This is a genomic window from Alicyclobacillus kakegawensis NBRC 103104 (genome assembly GCF_001552655.1).
GTDB classification, from domain to species: Bacteria; Bacillota; Bacilli; order Alicyclobacillales; family Alicyclobacillaceae; genus Alicyclobacillus_G; species Alicyclobacillus_G kakegawensis.
In genome coordinates this window covers 162,732-177,894 of sequence record NZ_BCRP01000002.1, presented here as the reverse complement: position 1 = coordinate 177,894, position 15,163 = coordinate 162,732, and the positions used below count along the sequence as shown (strand labels likewise).

General features: G+C 63.6%; 16 protein-coding genes and 1 other RNA gene. 3 read left to right on the top strand and 14 right to left on the bottom strand.

All coding sequences use genetic code 11. The features are described 5' to 3' along the window. Positions 1 to 12: 12 nt before the first annotated feature. From mltG to AK2_RS02315, 6 genes are all read right to left on the bottom strand, one after another. Positions 13 to 1,107 (bottom strand): endolytic transglycosylase MltG, encoded by a 1,095-nt coding sequence (mltG, locus tag AK2_RS02340; RefSeq protein ID WP_083520768.1) that lies wholly within the window; start codon positions 1,105 to 1,107, stop codon positions 13 to 15. After that, the gene (ruvX, locus tag AK2_RS02335; RefSeq protein ID WP_369406109.1) at positions 1,108 to 1,557 is read right to left on the bottom strand and encodes a Holliday junction resolvase RuvX; all 450 of its coding nucleotides are present in this window, start codon (positions 1,555 to 1,557) and stop codon (positions 1,108 to 1,110) included. Next, positions 1,529 to 1,804, bottom strand: coding sequence for an IreB family regulatory phosphoprotein (locus AK2_RS02330; protein ID WP_067923057.1), 276 nt, complete (start codon positions 1,802 to 1,804; stop codon positions 1,529 to 1,531). Before AK2_RS02330 ends, ruvX begins: the two co-directional genes overlap by 29 nt. Before the next feature lie 91 nt (positions 1,805 to 1,895). Beyond that, complete coding sequence (alaS, locus tag AK2_RS02325; protein WP_067930960.1) at positions 1,896 to 4,535, bottom strand: alanine--tRNA ligase; 2,640 nt, start codon at positions 4,533 to 4,535, stop codon at positions 1,896 to 1,898. A 343-nt stretch (positions 4,536 to 4,878) separates the two neighbouring features. Continuing rightward, positions 4,879 to 5,157 carry a hypothetical protein gene (locus AK2_RS02320; RefSeq protein WP_067930957.1) on the bottom strand — a complete coding sequence of 93 codons (279 nt, stop codon included), beginning with the start codon at positions 5,155 to 5,157 and terminating at the stop codon, positions 4,879 to 4,881. A 144-nt stretch (positions 5,158 to 5,301) separates the two neighbouring features. Further along, positions 5,302 to 6,363, bottom strand: a complete 1,062-nt coding sequence (locus AK2_RS02315) for an AI-2E family transporter (RefSeq protein ID WP_067930955.1) — start codon at positions 6,361 to 6,363, stop codon at positions 5,302 to 5,304. Positions 6,364 to 6,550: 187 nt separating this feature from the next. Between AK2_RS02315 and crcB (AK2_RS02310) the strand changes: the two genes are divergently transcribed. Then, positions 6,551 to 6,955, top strand: coding sequence for a fluoride efflux transporter CrcB (gene crcB / locus AK2_RS02310; RefSeq protein ID WP_067931182.1), 405 nt, complete (start codon positions 6,551 to 6,553; stop codon positions 6,953 to 6,955). A 2-nt stretch (positions 6,956 to 6,957) separates the two neighbouring features. Next, a complete protein-coding gene (gene crcB, locus AK2_RS02305; RefSeq protein WP_067930952.1) occupies positions 6,958 to 7,350 on the top strand; it encodes a fluoride efflux transporter CrcB in 393 nt (130 codons plus the stop codon). Positions 7,351 to 7,409: 59 nt separating this feature from the next. On the opposite strand, the gene AK2_RS02300 is transcribed toward crcB (AK2_RS02305), so the two are convergent. From AK2_RS02300 to hisS, 7 genes are all read right to left on the bottom strand, one after another. Continuing rightward, complete coding sequence (locus tag AK2_RS02300; protein WP_067930949.1) at positions 7,410 to 7,604, bottom strand: YrzR-like zinc ribbon domain; 195 nt, start codon at positions 7,602 to 7,604, stop codon at positions 7,410 to 7,412. Positions 7,605 to 7,862: 258 nt separating this feature from the next. After that, complete coding sequence (locus tag AK2_RS02295; RefSeq protein WP_067930946.1) at positions 7,863 to 8,999, bottom strand: cysteine desulfurase family protein; 1,137 nt, start codon at positions 8,997 to 8,999, stop codon at positions 7,863 to 7,865. A gap of 117 nt (positions 9,000 to 9,116) precedes the next feature. Further along, positions 9,117 to 9,527: an RrF2 family transcriptional regulator gene (locus AK2_RS02290; protein ID WP_067930943.1), complete on the bottom strand. Its 411-nt coding sequence runs from the start codon at positions 9,525 to 9,527 to the stop codon at positions 9,117 to 9,119. Next, complete coding sequence (locus tag AK2_RS02285; RefSeq protein ID WP_083520767.1) at positions 9,524 to 10,867, bottom strand: replication-associated recombination protein A; 1,344 nt, start codon at positions 10,865 to 10,867, stop codon at positions 9,524 to 9,526. Before AK2_RS02285 ends, AK2_RS02290 begins: the two co-directional genes overlap by 4 nt. Before the next feature lie 242 nt (positions 10,868 to 11,109). After that, a non-coding RNA gene (gene ssrS, locus AK2_RS02280) (6S RNA) lies at positions 11,110 to 11,291 on the bottom strand. Between the two features lie 85 nt (positions 11,292 to 11,376). Continuing rightward, positions 11,377 to 13,182 carry an aspartate--tRNA ligase gene (aspS, locus tag AK2_RS02275; RefSeq protein ID WP_067930941.1) on the bottom strand — a complete coding sequence of 602 codons (1,806 nt, stop codon included), beginning with the start codon at positions 13,180 to 13,182 and terminating at the stop codon, positions 11,377 to 11,379. Next, a complete protein-coding gene (gene hisS, locus AK2_RS02270) occupies positions 13,179 to 14,450 on the bottom strand; it encodes a histidine--tRNA ligase (protein ID WP_067931179.1) in 1,272 nt (423 codons plus the stop codon). The genes aspS and hisS overlap by 4 nt, the downstream gene beginning before the upstream one ends. Here hisS and AK2_RS16775 point away from each other — a divergent pair. Further along, the gene (locus tag AK2_RS16775) at positions 14,439 to 14,660 is read left to right on the top strand and encodes a hypothetical protein (RefSeq protein ID WP_157076188.1); all 222 of its coding nucleotides are present in this window, start codon (positions 14,439 to 14,441) and stop codon (positions 14,658 to 14,660) included. The two genes, hisS and AK2_RS16775, sit on opposite strands and share 12 nt — an antisense overlap. A 236-nt stretch (positions 14,661 to 14,896) precedes the next feature. Here the strand turns inward: AK2_RS16775 and AK2_RS16770 are convergent, their stop codons facing one another. Further along, a complete protein-coding gene (locus AK2_RS16770; protein WP_157076187.1) occupies positions 14,897 to 15,070 on the bottom strand; it encodes a hypothetical protein in 174 nt (57 codons plus the stop codon). Between the last annotated feature and the right edge of the window lie 93 nt (positions 15,071 to 15,163).

Genomic DNA, 15,163 nt, shown 5'->3' with positions numbered 1-15,163 from the left:
AGACGGTCTGAATTAGGATTGCGCGTGCAGGTTGTGCTGGCTGCGGGCCTCATTGTGCAACTGCTGGGCGTATGTCGTCGCGAAATAGTGCTCCCCGGAGCCGTCGTTTTTCGCCACGTAATATAAGTAGTCGGTGTGGGCCGGATGGAGCACAGCCCGGATGGACGCGAGTCCCGGACTGGCGATGGGACCGGGTGGTAACCCGGGGTGCAGGTACGTATTGTACGGGTTGTCGACGTGCGTGTCCTCAACCGTCACCACGTCACGATGCCCCAGTATGTATTCGATTGTCGCATCAATCTGCAACTTCATGGGCGGGTGGTGGTGTAGCCGATTGTTGATCACGCTGGCGATGAGGGGCCGTTCGGCGTCTACCTTGGCCTCCTTCTCTATCAAGGACGCCTCCGTAACGACCTGGTTCAAGGACTGCCCCTGCCTGCGCATCGTCGGCCCGTAGGCACTCGCCACGCGCCGTTGGAAATCCGCCAGCATGTCGTCGACGACCGCGTGCGCCGACTCACCCTTGGTGAACTCATATGTATCCGGGAACAAGTATCCCTCCAGCCGCCACCGAACCTGCGGGCCATGGCCGATGTCGGCCAAAAAAGGTTCGTCGAAGTGCCCCGATTGCACCTCCTGCAAAAACGCCTGGCGCTTGACCACCCCTGCCGCCGCCAGCCGGTCGGCGATCTGCGTCACTGTGAACCCCTCCGGGATGGTCACCCGAATCGTGGCCGCCTCCGTGCCTTCCGTCAGCGCCGTCACCAATTGCGGCAATGTCTGTCCGTAGGTTAGGCGGTATGCACCCGCCTTGACCTCTTGCCCCTTGTGCACGTAGCTCACGTACCAGCGAAACAGGGTGGCGCTGCGAATCAGCCCCTTGTTCTGGAGTTGGTCCGCGACCTCGGCAACAGATTCACCTGGCTGCACCATCACCAATACGTTGCCTTCGTCGCTCGCGGGAGGGCGGAGATTCAGGCCGGCCCATCCGGCAAATGCGATCCCGGCGACAACGACGGCCGCCGCCGGCACAAGCCACCACCACCAACGGTGCCGCTTCGCCTCATCGACTTGGCTGTCCGAACGTCTCCTCGGAAAAAGTGACAATCATGACCCGCTCCCATCATCCGTTGCCCGTTTCCGCCGGCTGTCCAGCCATCCTTGCAGCATCAACGCCGCGGCCAGCTTGTCCACCACCTGCCGGCGTCTTGCTCGCCCAACGTCCGCGTCAATCAGCGTGCGCTCGGCGCTCACCGTGGTCAGCCGTTCGTCGTACAGGTCCACCGGCAATCCGGCGGCACTGGCGACGCGCTCAGCAAACGCCTGACACTGAGCCGCCCGCTCGCCGAGCGATCCGTCCATCCTCCGCGGCAGGCCGACGACAATCAACTCGGCCGCCTGCTCGCGGGCGATGCGCGCAATCTCCGCGGCCGCTGCCTCATCTGTCCGCCTGGGGATGACCGTGAGACCTTGCGCAAACAGACCGGTCGGATCACTGACCGCCACGCCGATGCGGGCCCGACCGTAGTCAATGCCGAGGACCCTCATCCTGTACATGCTCGGCATAACACCGCACCAGTTCCTCTATCAGCTCGTCCCGCTCGATGCGGCGAATGGTATTGCGCGCATCCAGGTGACTGGTGATGTATGCCGGGTCCCCCGAAATGAGATAACCCGCTATCTGGTACACCGGGTTGTACCCTTTCTCTGACAATGCCCGGTACGCCAGCTGAAACGCCCGCCGCGCCTCCGTGTTTTCCAACCGCGACTGAAACCGCATCGTCTCGTCGGATCGAAACACCATAGAACACCTACCCCCCGTCTACCGTTCCCCATACATTGTACTGTATTTTCGTGCAAGACGGGGACCCCTTCCCCATCGCCTTTGCGGCTTGTCAGCCGCTGACCTTGACCGCGTCCGCGACGATCTCTGGCACCCGCTCGATGGCCAGTGGCAGTTTCGCCGCATCGCGACCACCTGCCTGCGCCATATCGGCGCGGCCGCCCCCGCCGCCGCCGGTCACCGCCGCGACCTGCCGGATAATCTGCCCGGCGTGCAGACCGCGCGGCTGCAGGTCCGGAGACACCGCCGCCACCAGCTGCACCTTGCCGCCGCTCTGGCTGCCGAGGACAATCACAGCGCTCGCCAGGCGTTCACGCAGCCCGTCCGCCAACTGCCGCAGGCCCTCCATGTCGGTGTCGGCAACCACCGCCGCGACAACCGGCACGCCGGCCACAGTGACCACCTGCTGGGCCAGCTCCTGCGTCCGCGCCTGGCTCAACCGGCTGCGCAGCGACGCCAACTCGCGGTCTCTCTCGGCCGCATCGGCCAACACGCGCTCCACCCGCCCGACCAAGTCGGCCGGCGTTGTTTTCAGCCGCTGCGCCGTCTCCTCCAGCAACCGCTCGCGGCTGAGGGCGTGGCGGTAGGCTCCGCGGCCGGTGACCGCTTCGATGCGGCGCACGCCGGAGCCGATGCCCGATTCGGAGACGATGCGAAACTGGCCAATCAGGCCGGTGCGTTCGACGTGGCAGCCACCGCACAGCTCGATGCTCCAATCGCCCGCCTTTACCACGCGCACCCGCTTCCCGTACTTTTCCCCGAACAGGGCCATGGCCCCCATGGCCTTGGCCTCATCCAGGTCAGCTTCGAAGATCTCCACCTTGTCATCGCGCCAAATCGCTTCATTGACGAGTTCCTCCACGCGCGCCCACTCTTCTTTGCTGAGCGCGCCAAAGTGGGAGAAGTCAAAGCGCAGCCGGTCAGGCTCGACCAGGGACCCCGCCTGGGCCACGTGACTCCCCAACACCTCGCGCAACGCTTTGTGCAGCAAGTGGGTGGCCGTGTGGTTTTTGGTGATGTCCCGACGCGCGGCCGCATCCACCACCGCGTGCACGTGGTCCCCCGTCGCTAACGATCCGGAGTCCACCCGCACCGTGTGCACGTTCTGCCCGTGCGGCGCTTTTTGCACGTCGAGCACGGTCATCTGCACATGCTCGCCCAGGAGCCGGCCGGAATCGGCGATTTGCCCGCCACTCTCCGCGTAAAACGGCGTCTCATCGAGGATAACCTGCACCTCGGCCCCGTCCTCGGCCGTATCCACTCGCTTGCCGTCCCGGACAATGGCCAGCACGGTCGCGTCGCACTCCAGGCGCTCGTATCCGACAAAGCGGCTTGGCGCCGTGATGGTCTCCAGCGCCCCGCGCGTCGCGTTCATGCCTTCAACCGACTGCCGCGCAGCGCGCGCCCGCTCCCGTTGGGCTTCCAACTCGGCCTCGAAACCCGCGCGGTCGACAGCCACCCCGTGTTCCTTTGCGATCTCCTCCGTCAGGTCGACGGGGAACCCGAACGTGTCGTAAAGCCGAAACGCCTCTGTCCCCGACAGCCGGTCCCCGCCGCGCTTGCGAATGTCCTCGACCAACTGCAGGAGCAACGCCTCGCCCTCCGCCAACGTCGCCTGGAACCGCTCCTCCTCCGTGCGCACGACACGCCGGATGAGGTCTAGCTTCTCCCGCAGCTCCGGGTAGTCCGCGCCCATGATGTCGGCGACCACCGGCACAAGCTGATGCAAGAACGGCTTTTCGAGCCCGAGCTTGCGGCCGCTGCGCACGGCCCGCCGGAGCAAGCGGCGGATAATGTAGTGGCGCCCCTCGTTGCCCGGCAGCACCCCGTCCCCGACCGCAAACGCGGCCGTGCGGATGTGATCGGCGATAATTTTAAAGTGCACATCCCGCCCCGGGTCCTTGCCGAACGGCAGGCCGCTGATGGCGGCCGTCTGGTCAAGAAGAGGCCGGAACAGGTCGGTCTCGAAGTTGCTGTCGACCTCCTGCAGCACCGACGCCATCCGCTCCAAGCCCATGCCGGTGTCGATGTTTCGCTTTGGCAGCGGGGTGTATTCGCCCGCCTTGTCCTTGTTGTACTGGGTGAACACCAGGTTCCAGATCTCAAGGAAGCGGTCACAATCGCACCCCGGACCGCAGTCCGCCCGGCCGCAGCCAAACGACTCGCCGCGGTCATAAAAGATCTCCGAGCAGGGCCCGCAGGGACCTTCGCCGATCTCCCAGAAGTTGTCCTCTTCTCCGCGGACAATCCGCTCGTCGGGCAATCCCACCTCCTGGTGCCAGATCTGATAGGCCTCGTCGTCGCTGACATGCACCGTCACCGACAGCCGCTCGGGATCCATTTCCAGATACTGGGTAAGGAACTCCCACGCCCAGGTGATGGCCTCGCGCTTGAAGTAATCGCCGAAGGAAAAATTGCCGAGCATCTCGAAGAAGGTCTGGTGGCGGGCCGTATGGCCGACGTTTTCAATGTCATTGGTGCGAATGCACTTTTGCGAGCTGACGATGCGCGGCCGCTCGGGAATCTCGCGACCGTCAAAGTAAGGTTTGAGCGGCGCCATGCCGGCGTTGATCCATAGCAGCGTGGGGTCGTCGTGGGGAACCAGGCTGGCGCTAGGGAACACCAGGTGCCCGCGCTCCGCAAAAAACTGCTTGTAGAGCCTCCGAATGTCTTGTCCACTCAACCGTTTCATATACCGAATCCTCCATTCGCCTGTTCACCAAAAAACTCCCCGCATCCCGGCAGGGACGAGAGGAGTTGCTCGCGGTACCACCCTGATTACGCGCACCCGAGCCCTGGGTGCGCGTCACTCGTATCCCGCGGTAACGGGCGGATCCCGGTGGTTCACGCTCCAGACTGGCTTGGGCCGGACGGGCGGGGTGCCTCGCAGCCATGAGCGCCCTCTCTGAGCGCCCGCAACCCGGCCTACTTGGGTCCTTCATCGCTTGTGCCGATAGACGTGTCCGTGAACACGGTAATTTCCGCCCTATTTTACACACTGGAAAAAGAACTTGTCAAACACTCAACGGCCCGCTTCACACCGGCTGGCCGCCGATCCAGCTCAGCAGGCTGACCAGCGCCTGGCAACCGGGAGCGAGGGCGAACAGGACGCACAGGGTAGCGGTGCGCAGATGGCGCTGCGGAGAGCGGATGAGCAGAACAAAGCCGTACACCCCGAGAACCAGGCCCAGCGCCGCCAGCGCCTCATAGACCGGCATCCAACCGCCGGGCATAGATTGTAGGGCCCGCCAGACGGCCATGGCCACAAACAGCACACCGTCCACCAGCGCAACCAGCGTGATCGCTTTGTGCATCGATTCGCCCCGCCCTCCTGTGCCCAGCCCTCGCCGCACCCGTCCGTTCTCAGCCCAGCGCCCCAACAATGCCCAACCGTGTAGGATCACGCCCATTTTGCCATGCGCGGGCGCCGCGTGTCCAGGGAGAACGTCTCGCCCGGCCTACTCGGCGCGGTGACGGTAAGCGCGGATCTGTTGCCAGGCGACTTTGATCACGGCCACCAGCGGCACCGCCGCAATTAGGCCCAGCATGCCGCCCACCTCACCGCCCACGAGAATGGCCGCGACAATCAGCATCGGATGCAGATCCAGGGTGCGGCCCATGATCTGCGGGGAAATCAGATTACCCTCCAGCTGCTGCACCAGAGCATTGACAATCATCACCTTCAAGGCCATCTGAGGACTGATGGCAAATGCCAACAGCACGGCCGGAGTCGCGCCCAAGAAGGGGCCGATGTAGGGGACCAGATCCATGAGCGCCATCAGCAGGGCCAACAGTAGAGCGTACGGCATGTGGACAATCAAGAGCCCCGCGTAAGTCAGAACCCCGACCACCAGCATCACCAACAGTTGGCCGCGCACGTAGCGCCCTAAGGTGGTGTCAATCCCGGCGAGAATCTGGCGCACCTGGTCACGGTGCCGGGCCGGGCACAGCCGCACCATGGCACGCCCGATGGCGCGGGCGTCCTTGAGCATGTAAAACACCAAAAACGGGATGGTGAACGCCACAAACACAGCGTTCAGCGTGCCGCTCAGCCCGGAGATCAGCCGGCTGGCCCAGCTGCTGACCCGTTCCTCCAGGCGATCAGTCGCCGCTTCCACCGATTTGCGCAGCGCGTCCGGCAAGTAGCGCGTGTGCGCGGACACGTTGTCGAGCCAGCTGTCGACGCGCCGCGCCAAGGCGGGGAGGTGAACAATCAGTTGATTGAGTTGCTGCGAGACCAGCGGGATGCAGTTGACCACAATCACCGCCAGGACGAGGATGAAAGAGATGTAAATCAGGGCAATCGCGGCGGCCCGCGGCACTCTCCGCCGGGCCAGGAGCTCGACAATCGGCTGCAAGATGTAGGAAATGATGAGGGCGGCCAAAAACGGAATCAGAACCACCTTGATGACATCCCAAATGTCCCCGAAGAAAGCGCGCAGTTGGCCGATCAAATACAGGCAGAGCAAGGTGACGAAGACAGCCGTCACGAAACGCAGGTAACGATCGCTGACGTTCAAGCCTCATCCCCCCCTGCCGGCCCAGCGAACAAGCTCCCTTTTCCAGTATATGCAGGCTGGTCCGCATTCCATTCGGAGACGCCGTATGGCGGCTGCGCACGGTCGCGTCGGCTTGTTCACAACCGCTCCAATTTCGTATACTCAAGCTGCGCTCCGGGCGCACGCCTGGACGGAAAGGGGGCTGCTCATGCCGTACTTAGCGGTCGCTCTGGGTGGGGGCATCGGCGCCTGCCTCCGCTACCTGATCAGCGAATGGGTCGGTACGGTGCACGGCTTCCCGGCGGCGACCTTGGGCATCAATCTGGCGGGCAGTTTTTTTCTAGCGTGGTTTTATACCATCACACTGGAACGCGTCGCCATCCATCCGCACCTGCGGCTGGGCATTGGCACTGGGCTGGTCGGGGCGTTTACGACCTTCTCCACGTTCACCAGCGAGGTGTGGTCGCTGCTGGCCGCGCACGCTTATCTATGGGCGCTGCTGTACGTGTTCCTGTCCTTTGCCGGCGGACTCGCGCTTGCGGCGGTGGGCTTTGTCCTCGCCCATCGGCAAAACCGCCTCAGCCTGGCGGATGATGTGAGCGAGGAGGCGTAAGGATGCCATTTTTCTGGGTGGGTATCGGAGGCGTCGTCGGTGCCCTGCTGCGCTACCAACTGTCGCGCTGGGTGTCGGAACGACTGGTGGTGTCCTTTCCGTTGGCGACGCTCGTCATCAACGTGAGCGGTTCGTTTTTGTTAGGATGGCTGACACGCTGCCTAGGAGTCTGGCTGCCCAGCGGGTTGGCGCCCACCGCCATGCTGCTGCTCGGAACCGGACTGTGCGGGGCGTATACAACCTTCTCCACGTTCTGCTACGAATCGGTCATCCTGTTGCGCGAACGGCGCCTGCAGGCGGCCGCCGTCTATATCCTGACCTCCCTGTTCGTCGGCCTGGCCGCTTCAGCCGTAGGACTGTTCGGTCTGCCGGCGGGCGGCAAATCCACCCATTAAAAGGGCGCAAAAAGGAGCGCACGGTTGCTTCCCGTACGCCCTGGCGGGTGTGCGATGGCCTATACGGCTTCTGAACCCAAACCCAGCGAAGGCCCTTCCAGCTGGTCCACGGCCACCAAGGACCCATCTTCGGCCACCTCGTAGACCTTGACCTCTTCGCCGGCGACGTTGAACTCCATGAAACAACCCCAGCAGTAATACTGGTTGGCACCAATCCTTCCGACATCCCGACAGTTACAATGTGGACACCTCATGGTTCCGTCCCCTTTACCGAGAATCCTAATCTTATCTTATCCACTTGCACCAGCCGGCAAACGGATGAGGAGTCAGAAAGAGAGCAACCTCTTTCAGAAAACTTATACAGATGAATATTTCGTATACAGAAACAAGTGCATACGAAAACCTAGGGATATGGTAAACCATCTCCCCCCACTGTTGCAATGCAGGAATTGGTACAGTCACAGCAACTTCCAAGCGTGGCAAGGGAAAACACGTTTCTCTGCGGCATACAATCAGATAGTTTTCCGAAGCTCCAAGACCACTCGGGCCAGTGTCTCCGCCGCCCTCCGCACATCCTCTTCCCTGGTGTCTTCCGCAAAACTGAAGCGCACGGCCGATGCCACCCGCTCCCGCGGCAACCCGCACGCCAAAAGGACGTGGCTGGGCTCCAGACTGCCCGCAGAACAAGCCGCTCCAGCGGACGCGGCGACCCCCTCCATATCCAGGCGCATCAACAAGGTGTCATTGCGAACGCCGGAAAAACTCACATTCACGATGGCTGGTGAGGCATCAGGCGGACTGTTCACCCACACGCCAGGGATGCCTTCCAGCGCGCGCAGGAACTGCTGGCGCAGACGCGCAAGAAGACGCAGGCGATGCTCCCGCGTCCCGCTCAGGCGTTTGGCCGCTGCCCCGAAACCGGCGATGCCGGCCACGTTTTCCGTGCCCGCCCGCCGGTCCCGCTCCTGGGCCCCGCCGCGCAGCACAGGCGTCCACCGCGCCCCTTGGCGCACGTACAGCAGCCCGACTCCCTGCGGCCCATGCACCTTGTGCGCGGAAAAACTGGCCAAATCCACGCCCAACAGGTCCGGGCCGAGGTCCACGACCCCCAGCGCCTGCACCATGTCCGAGTGGACGACCACCTGCGGCAGCCGGGCACGCACCAGGCGCGCCACCTCACGCACCGGCTGCAGCGTGCCGAGCTCGTTGTTGACGGCCATCAGCGAGACAACGCGCGTGTCCGGTTCCAGCGCGGACAGCAGTTCATCCACGCGCACGCGTCCGGCGCGGTCCACGCCAACCTTCACCACCCGGGCTCCCAAGCCTTCCAGCCACTCACAGGTGTGCAGAACCGCATGGTGTTCCACCGCCGAAACCACCACGCTGCCCTGGCCCCCCGCCGCCAAGAACGCCCCCACCAGGGCGGCCTGAACCGATTCGGTGCCACCGCTGGTGAACACCAACTCCTTGGCTTCGCAGCCCAACAGCGCGGCTAATTCGGAACGCGCCTGGTCTATCGCCCCGCGCATGCGCCGCCCACCCTGGTGCAGGCTGGACGGATTGCCAGGGGGGGCGGTCAGCCACTGCTGCACCGTCGCCACCACTTCCGGATAGGGCTTGGTTGTGGCCGCATTGTCGAGATAAATCACGAATCCACCCCCCTGTCTTTGGCATAGACGAGAGAAAAAGCCGCAGCCCCTGGAGCCACGTTGTGGAACCAGGGTGCGACTTGCGCGCACTGACCGGCGGACGACCGGGCGGACAGGTCAAATATAATACATGAAGGTCCCGTTGTATTTGTCCTTCATGTTGACCAAGTCTTCCAGCGTCAACCCTTCCAACACGGACAGAATCGCCTGCCGCAGGCGCTCCCACAACTCGTCAAAACCGTCATCGATGTCGTCGTCCACCAGCTCCAACGGCCCTTCCAAGGTCAAAATGACATCCTTCACGGTGATCTCATTTTTGCCTTTGGCCAACACGTACCCGCCGTAGGCGCCGCGGATGCTGCGCACCAACCCGGCGTTGCGCAGGGGCGCAATCAACTGTTCCAGGTAATGCTCGGAGAGCGACTGGCGCTCCGCAATCGATTTGACAGAAACCGGAGTGTTCCCCTCGCTCGCGGCCAGGTCGACCATCAACATGAGGCCGTAGCGTCCTTTTGTCGATATCTTCATCTTGTCACCCCCCGCCGGTCTGTCGGTTGACTGGCTCGTCCGTTCTCCGGCTGTCCCGGGGCCGGCGGACAGACCGCCTCGGCTTCGTAATACACCCGCGGCTCGACCCCCTCTGGCCAATAATTTTGCTCTACATACCGCCCTGGATAATCGTGCGGATACTTGTAGCCGACGCCGCTGCCTAAGTGCGCCGCCCCCTTGTAGCCGGTCCCACGCAAGTGGGCGGGCACGGTCAAGGGAATCCCGCTCCGCACGTCCGCCAGGGCTTGGTTGATGCCACGATAGGCGTGGTTCGATTTGGGCGCCGTCGCCAGGTATGTGGTCACTTGGGCGAGCGGGATGCGCCCCTCCGGCATACCAATCGCCTCTACGGCGTGCAGGGCCGCAACCGCCAGCGGCAAGGCATGCGGATCGGCATTGCCGATGTCCTCGGAAGCCAGGATGATAAGCCGCCTGGCAATAAACCGCGGGTCCTCCCCGCCCTCAATCATTTTCGCCAACCAGAGCAAGGCGGCATCCGCGTCCGATCCGCGCACCGACTTGATGAAGGCGGAAATGGTGTCGTAGTGCTCGTCACCGTCTCGGTCGTAAAGGACATGCCGCTGCTGAACCACTGTCCGCACGTCGGCCAGGGTGACCTCTGTGCGCCCGTCCGGGGCGAGCGTCGACGACATGACCGCCATCTCCAGCGCGTTGAGCGCCCGCCGCGCGTCGCCGCCGGCGTAGCGGATGAGCGCGGTCCGCGCCTCTTCGGTCAGCGTGACCTGGTAACGGCCGAGCCCGCGTTCCTCGTCGGCCAGGGCGCGCTCAATCAACTCCTTAAGGTCCGACTCCGACAACGGACGCAGGCGAAAAACGTGCGAGCGGCTCACCAGCGCCGGGTTGACGTGAATGTGCGGATTCTCCGTCGTGGCGCCAATCAGCGTCAGAAGCCCGGCCTCCACATGAGGCAAAAGCGCGTCCTGCTGGGCCTTGTTGAAACGGTGAATTTCATCGATGAACAACAGGGTCCGACGGTGGTACATAGCCTGTTCGTCCTTGGCGGCCTGCACCACCTGGCGGATTTCCGCCACCCCGGCGGAGACCGCGTTCAGGCTCTCAAAACGCGCCCTGGTCTCGTTGGCGATGACCTGGGCCAGCGTGGTCTTGCCGGTGCCAGGCGGGCCGTACAACAGGACGGACACCAGCCGGCCCGATTCAATCGCTCGCCGCAGCGTGCTGCCGCGTCCGACCAGGTGCGGCTGCCCGACCACCTCGTCAAACCGGCGCGGCCGCATGCGGTGCGCCAGCGGCGCGTTTTCCTGTTCCTCCTGTTGCGCCTGCCACGTAAACAAATCCAATGCTATCGACCTGCCCGTCTGCGTCGACCGACCGGATGCGGCCGCAGTCCAATCTTAATTTCCCAGTAACCTACTCAACATTAACCTATTATAGCCAGTCCAGTCCATCGCCGGCAACCTATGCACGCACATACCGGGCGTGTCTGCCAACCGCGCGCATCCGCGCAGAAACCGGATAAATTTGTCGACAATGGAAAAGGCAACGCGTCACATCCACGTTGCCGCTTTTGCTATGTATCGCGATGCGCCCCGCTCCTGCCGTGAAACCTGGGGTTTTGAACCTGCTCTCGCAGGTGGGTGTCCTGCTCCGCCGTGAGACAAGTCCTCGTTCCCGAGGCAGGTGTTCACGAAAGAGACTCCGAACTCCCTCTCAAATGGGTGTTGGCTCAAAACGAAGAGGCTTGCACCAACAGCGCAGGGCGTCATCGGTTGTGTGACTATCGTATCACCCTCGGCCCCACCTCCGCAAGTGCGGTCAAGTGCCACACATTCTGGGTTCGGTCCCGATTTTACCCGCGCCCAGCACCGACCGCGCCCGAGCCTGCTGTTGTGCGCAAGCCCAGCACCGCCAACTGCTCGGGACTGACCCCGCTGGGCGCGCCAGTGAGCAGGTCCGTGCCGCTGGAGGTCTTGGGGAACGCGATGCAATCGCGCAGGGACTTGCGCCCGCCCATAATCATCACCAACCGATCAAACCCGAAAGCAATGCCTCCGTGCGGCGGCGTCCCGTATTCGAACGCATCCAACAAAAAGCCGAACTTCTCGTACGCTTCCTCGGGACTGAAGCCAATCCGCTCAAACATCTGGTTTTGGATCTCCCGGCGGTAGATGCGCATGCTCCCGCCCGCCACCTCGAATCCGTTGAGCACCAGGTCGTAGGCTTGGGCCCGGACGGCGAGCGGATCGGTGCGCAGCAAATCAAGGTCCTCCCACTTCGGCATGGTGAACGGGTGGTGCATGGCGACATAGCGCCCCTCCTCCGGGTCGTACTCCAACAGTGGGAAATCCACCACCCAGAGGAAGCGAAACCCAGGCTCCAGCAGTTCCAGGTCCGCGCCGAGACGGCTGCGCACCGCGCCCAGCGCCGGCAGCACCACCGCCCGCGGGCCGGCAGCGATGAACACCAGATCTCCAGTCTCCGCCCCCGCCCGGGCGGCCATATTGGCCAGCGCCTCGGCGCTGAAGAACTTGCCGATGGACGACTTGACGCCACTCTCCGTCAGGGCGATGGTCGCCAGCCCCGGCAGGCCATGGGCCGCGGCGAACTGGTTCCACTCGTCCGTCTGCTTGCGGGTGAAACCTGCGCACTTGGGAGCGCGCACGGCCTTGACGACGCCGCCCGCGGCCAGCGCGTCGCGGAAGACGCGGAATTCGCTGTCGGCCACCAAATCGGACAGGTCCACCAGCTCGAGGCCAAAGCGCAGATCGGGTTTGTCCGATCCGTACCGCTCCATGGCCTCCTGGTAGCTCATGCGCGGGAACGGGGTCGGCAATTCGACGCCGAGGACGCTGCGGAACACCTCGACCATCATCTCTTCCATCATCGACTGGAAGGTCTCCTGCGGGATGAACGACTGCTCGATGTCAAACTGGGTGAACTCCGGCTGCCTGTCCGCGCGCAGGTCCTCATCGCGGAAACAGCGCGCCATCTGATAGTAACGCTCCACACCGGCGACCATCAAGAGCTGCTTGAACAGCTGCGGCGATTGCGGCAGGGCGTAGAACTCGCCCGGCTGCAGGCGGCTGGGCACGAGATAGTCGCGGGCGCCTTCCGGCGTGCTGCGCGTAAGCATCGGCGTCTCAATTTCGAGAAACCCGTGGTCGTCCAGGTAGCGGCGCATCGCCCGCGCCACCTCGTGGCGCAGCCGCAACATCCGCAACATCTCGGGCCGGCGCAGGTCCAGGTAACGGTAGCGCAAGCGCACGGCCTCGTCCACGTCCAGGCCATCTTGGATATAGAACGGCGGCGTCTTCGACTCGTTGATGACCTCCAGCGCCTCCACCGCCACCTCAATGCGCCCGGTTTCGATTTTCGGGTTCACCGACTGCTCATCGCGCGCCACCACGGTCCCCCGCGCCGCAATCACATACTCGCTCCGCAGTTGCCCGGCCAGCTCCAGGGCCGCCCGTGGGGTGCCTTTTGCGGCGTCAAAGACGAGTTGGATGACGCCACTGCGGTCGCGCAGGTCGATGAACACGATGCTGCCGAGGTCGCGCCGCCGGCTGACCCAACCGCTCAGGGTCACCACACTCCCGGGCGCAACCTCCAGCGTCTCCCGCACCATGTGTGTACGAGTCAGTGTCTGCGCGCTCATACCGATGCCTCCTCGAGCTTCTGTACAGCCGCCACCAGCTCCGACAGCGGGATGGTCGACTGCTCTCCACTCACCAGGTCCTTCACTGTCACCTGTTGCTCCGCTTGTTCACTGGAACCCACCACCACCGCCAGGCGTGCGCCCTCACGATCAGCCGCCTTGAACTGGGCCTTGACGGACCGGCCCTGGTAATCGCGATCCGCCCGCACCCCCGCCTCTCGCAGGGTCTTGAGCACCTGCATCGCGTATACGTCCGCCTGTTCGTCGGCGACAGCCACGTACACGTCCAGGTCTCGGCGCACCGCGGGGCTTGTGCCCCCTTGTTCCGCGAGAACGAGCAAAATCCGCTCCATGCCGGTGCCGAAGCCGACACCCGGGGTCTCGGGACCGCCCAGTTCACGGACCAGGGCGTTGTAGCGGCCGCCGCCGCCGAGGGTGCCAAAGCCCTCCACCTTGATTTCCCACGCGGTGCGCGTGTAGTAATCCAGGCCTCGGACCAGGTGCGCGTCGGTCCTATAGGGCACGCCGAGCGCCTCCAAATAGCGGCGCACGGCGGCGAAGTGGGCCTCGCAATCCGCGCACAGCGACTCCAGAATCGTCGGTGCCCCTGCCTCCACCAGCAGCCGCTGGCAGCGCTCGTTCTTGCAGTCGAAAATGCGCAGCGGGTTGCGCTCGAGACGGTTCTGGCAATCGCTGCACAGCTGGTCCTTGACCGGGAGCAGCCGAGCCAGCATCTGCTCTCGGTGCCGGGGCCGGCAAACCGGGCAACCGACACTGTTCAGCACCGCCGTGGCTCCCTGGACGCCTACCTCCTGCAACTGGTAGACGTGCAAAGCGACCACTTCCGCATCCAACGCGGGTGAATCGGACCCCAACACCTCGCAGCCGTATTGGTGGAACTGGCGCTCGCGTCCCTTCTGAGGCTTTTCATAGCGAAACATCGGTCCAAGATAGAACAGCTTGGCGATGCCAGGCTGTCCGTACAACTTGTTCTCCACGTAGGCGCGGATGACGCCGGCGGTGCCTTCCGGCCGCAGCGTCAGACTGCGGCCGCCGCGGTCCTCGAACGTGTACATCTCCTTCTCGACGATGTCTGTGGTCTCCCCGACACCACGCGCGAACAGCTCCGTGTGTTCAAACATCGGTGTCCGAATCTCGGCGTAGTGATACTCAGCAAACGTCCTGCGCACCACGTCCTCTATCTGCCGCCAGGCGCCGATCGTGGCCGGCAAAATATCCGAGGTGCCTCTTGGCCGTTGCACCAGCATGTCCTCACCTTCTTTCTTGAAATCGTGTTGGCCGCGAGGCGGCCGAACCATGGCGGCAACAAAAAACGCCTTCCGTCCGCCGCCGTCAACCGGCAGGGACGAAAAGCGTTCGCCTTCCGCGGTGCCACCCTGCTTGAGCCGCCCTGCCTGTTGACCTATGTCCTGAAAGACCCAATCCAGGCGCGGCGCGACTCCCCTCGCTGCGCGTAACGGGCGCCTGCCGCCTGCCCTTGGGACCGCTTCAAGTGGGTCATTGAGACAGGTTCTCGGAGGTGTCGTTCCCACCCGCTCCGTAAACCTGCTCGCAGCCAGGACAGGTCTCTCTGGGTACAGACACGGGGGTACTCGTCCTCGTCATCAAATCGGCTCCATATGCTCGTGCGAAAATGGTTGTGCTCCGGCCGGAGACAATTAATTGCAAATTATACGCAGACACCGCGGAGGTGTCAATTTCTTCGCACCAGACCCGAGCGCCCCGGCCGCTCTCCGGGATGCCAGAGTGGTTCCGCAGGCCGTGCGTGAAAACTTTCATCCTCCGCCTGTCTCTGCGCCCCCGCCGCATCGCATACCTCGGTCAACAGCAGCGCACCCTGGTTGATTCGCACCTCAGACCTGCGCACATCCCCACCTCCAGCCGCAGCGGCTGCCCATTAGCGTACGCGAAGCCCCTTTCCGGCATGCAAAAGTGTGTTACCATCAAGGACAGCTTCAAC

Coding starts and splice junctions, on each gene's coding strand:
- AK2_RS02320 (WP_067930957.1), bottom strand. CDS start 5,157: ATGCACAAAGCGATCACGCTGGTTGCGCTGGTGGACGGTGTGCTGTTT.
- aspS (WP_067930941.1), bottom strand. CDS start 13,182: ATGAGCGCGCAGACACTGACTCGTACACACATGGTGCGGGAGACGCTG.
- alaS (WP_067930960.1), bottom strand. CDS start 4,535: ATGAAACGGTTGAGTGGACAAGACATTCGGAGGCTCTACAAGCAGTTT.
- crcB (WP_067931182.1), top strand. CDS start 6,551: ATGCCGTACTTAGCGGTCGCTCTGGGTGGGGGCATCGGCGCCTGCCTC.
- hisS (WP_067931179.1), bottom strand. CDS start 14,450: ATGCTGGTGCAACGGCCAAGAGGCACCTCGGATATTTTGCCGGCCACG.
- ruvX (WP_369406109.1), bottom strand. CDS start 1,557: ATGTACAGGATGAGGGTCCTCGGCATTGACTACGGTCGGGCCCGCATC.
- crcB (WP_067930952.1), top strand. CDS start 6,958: ATGCCATTTTTCTGGGTGGGTATCGGAGGCGTCGTCGGTGCCCTGCTG.
- AK2_RS02300 (WP_067930949.1), bottom strand. CDS start 7,604: ATGAGGTGTCCACATTGTAACTGTCGGGATGTCGGAAGGATTGGTGCC.
- AK2_RS02290 (WP_067930943.1), bottom strand. CDS start 9,527: ATGAAGATATCGACAAAAGGACGCTACGGCCTCATGTTGATGGTCGAC.
- AK2_RS02330 (WP_067923057.1), bottom strand. CDS start 1,804: ATGGTGTTTCGATCCGACGAGACGATGCGGTTTCAGTCGCGGTTGGAA.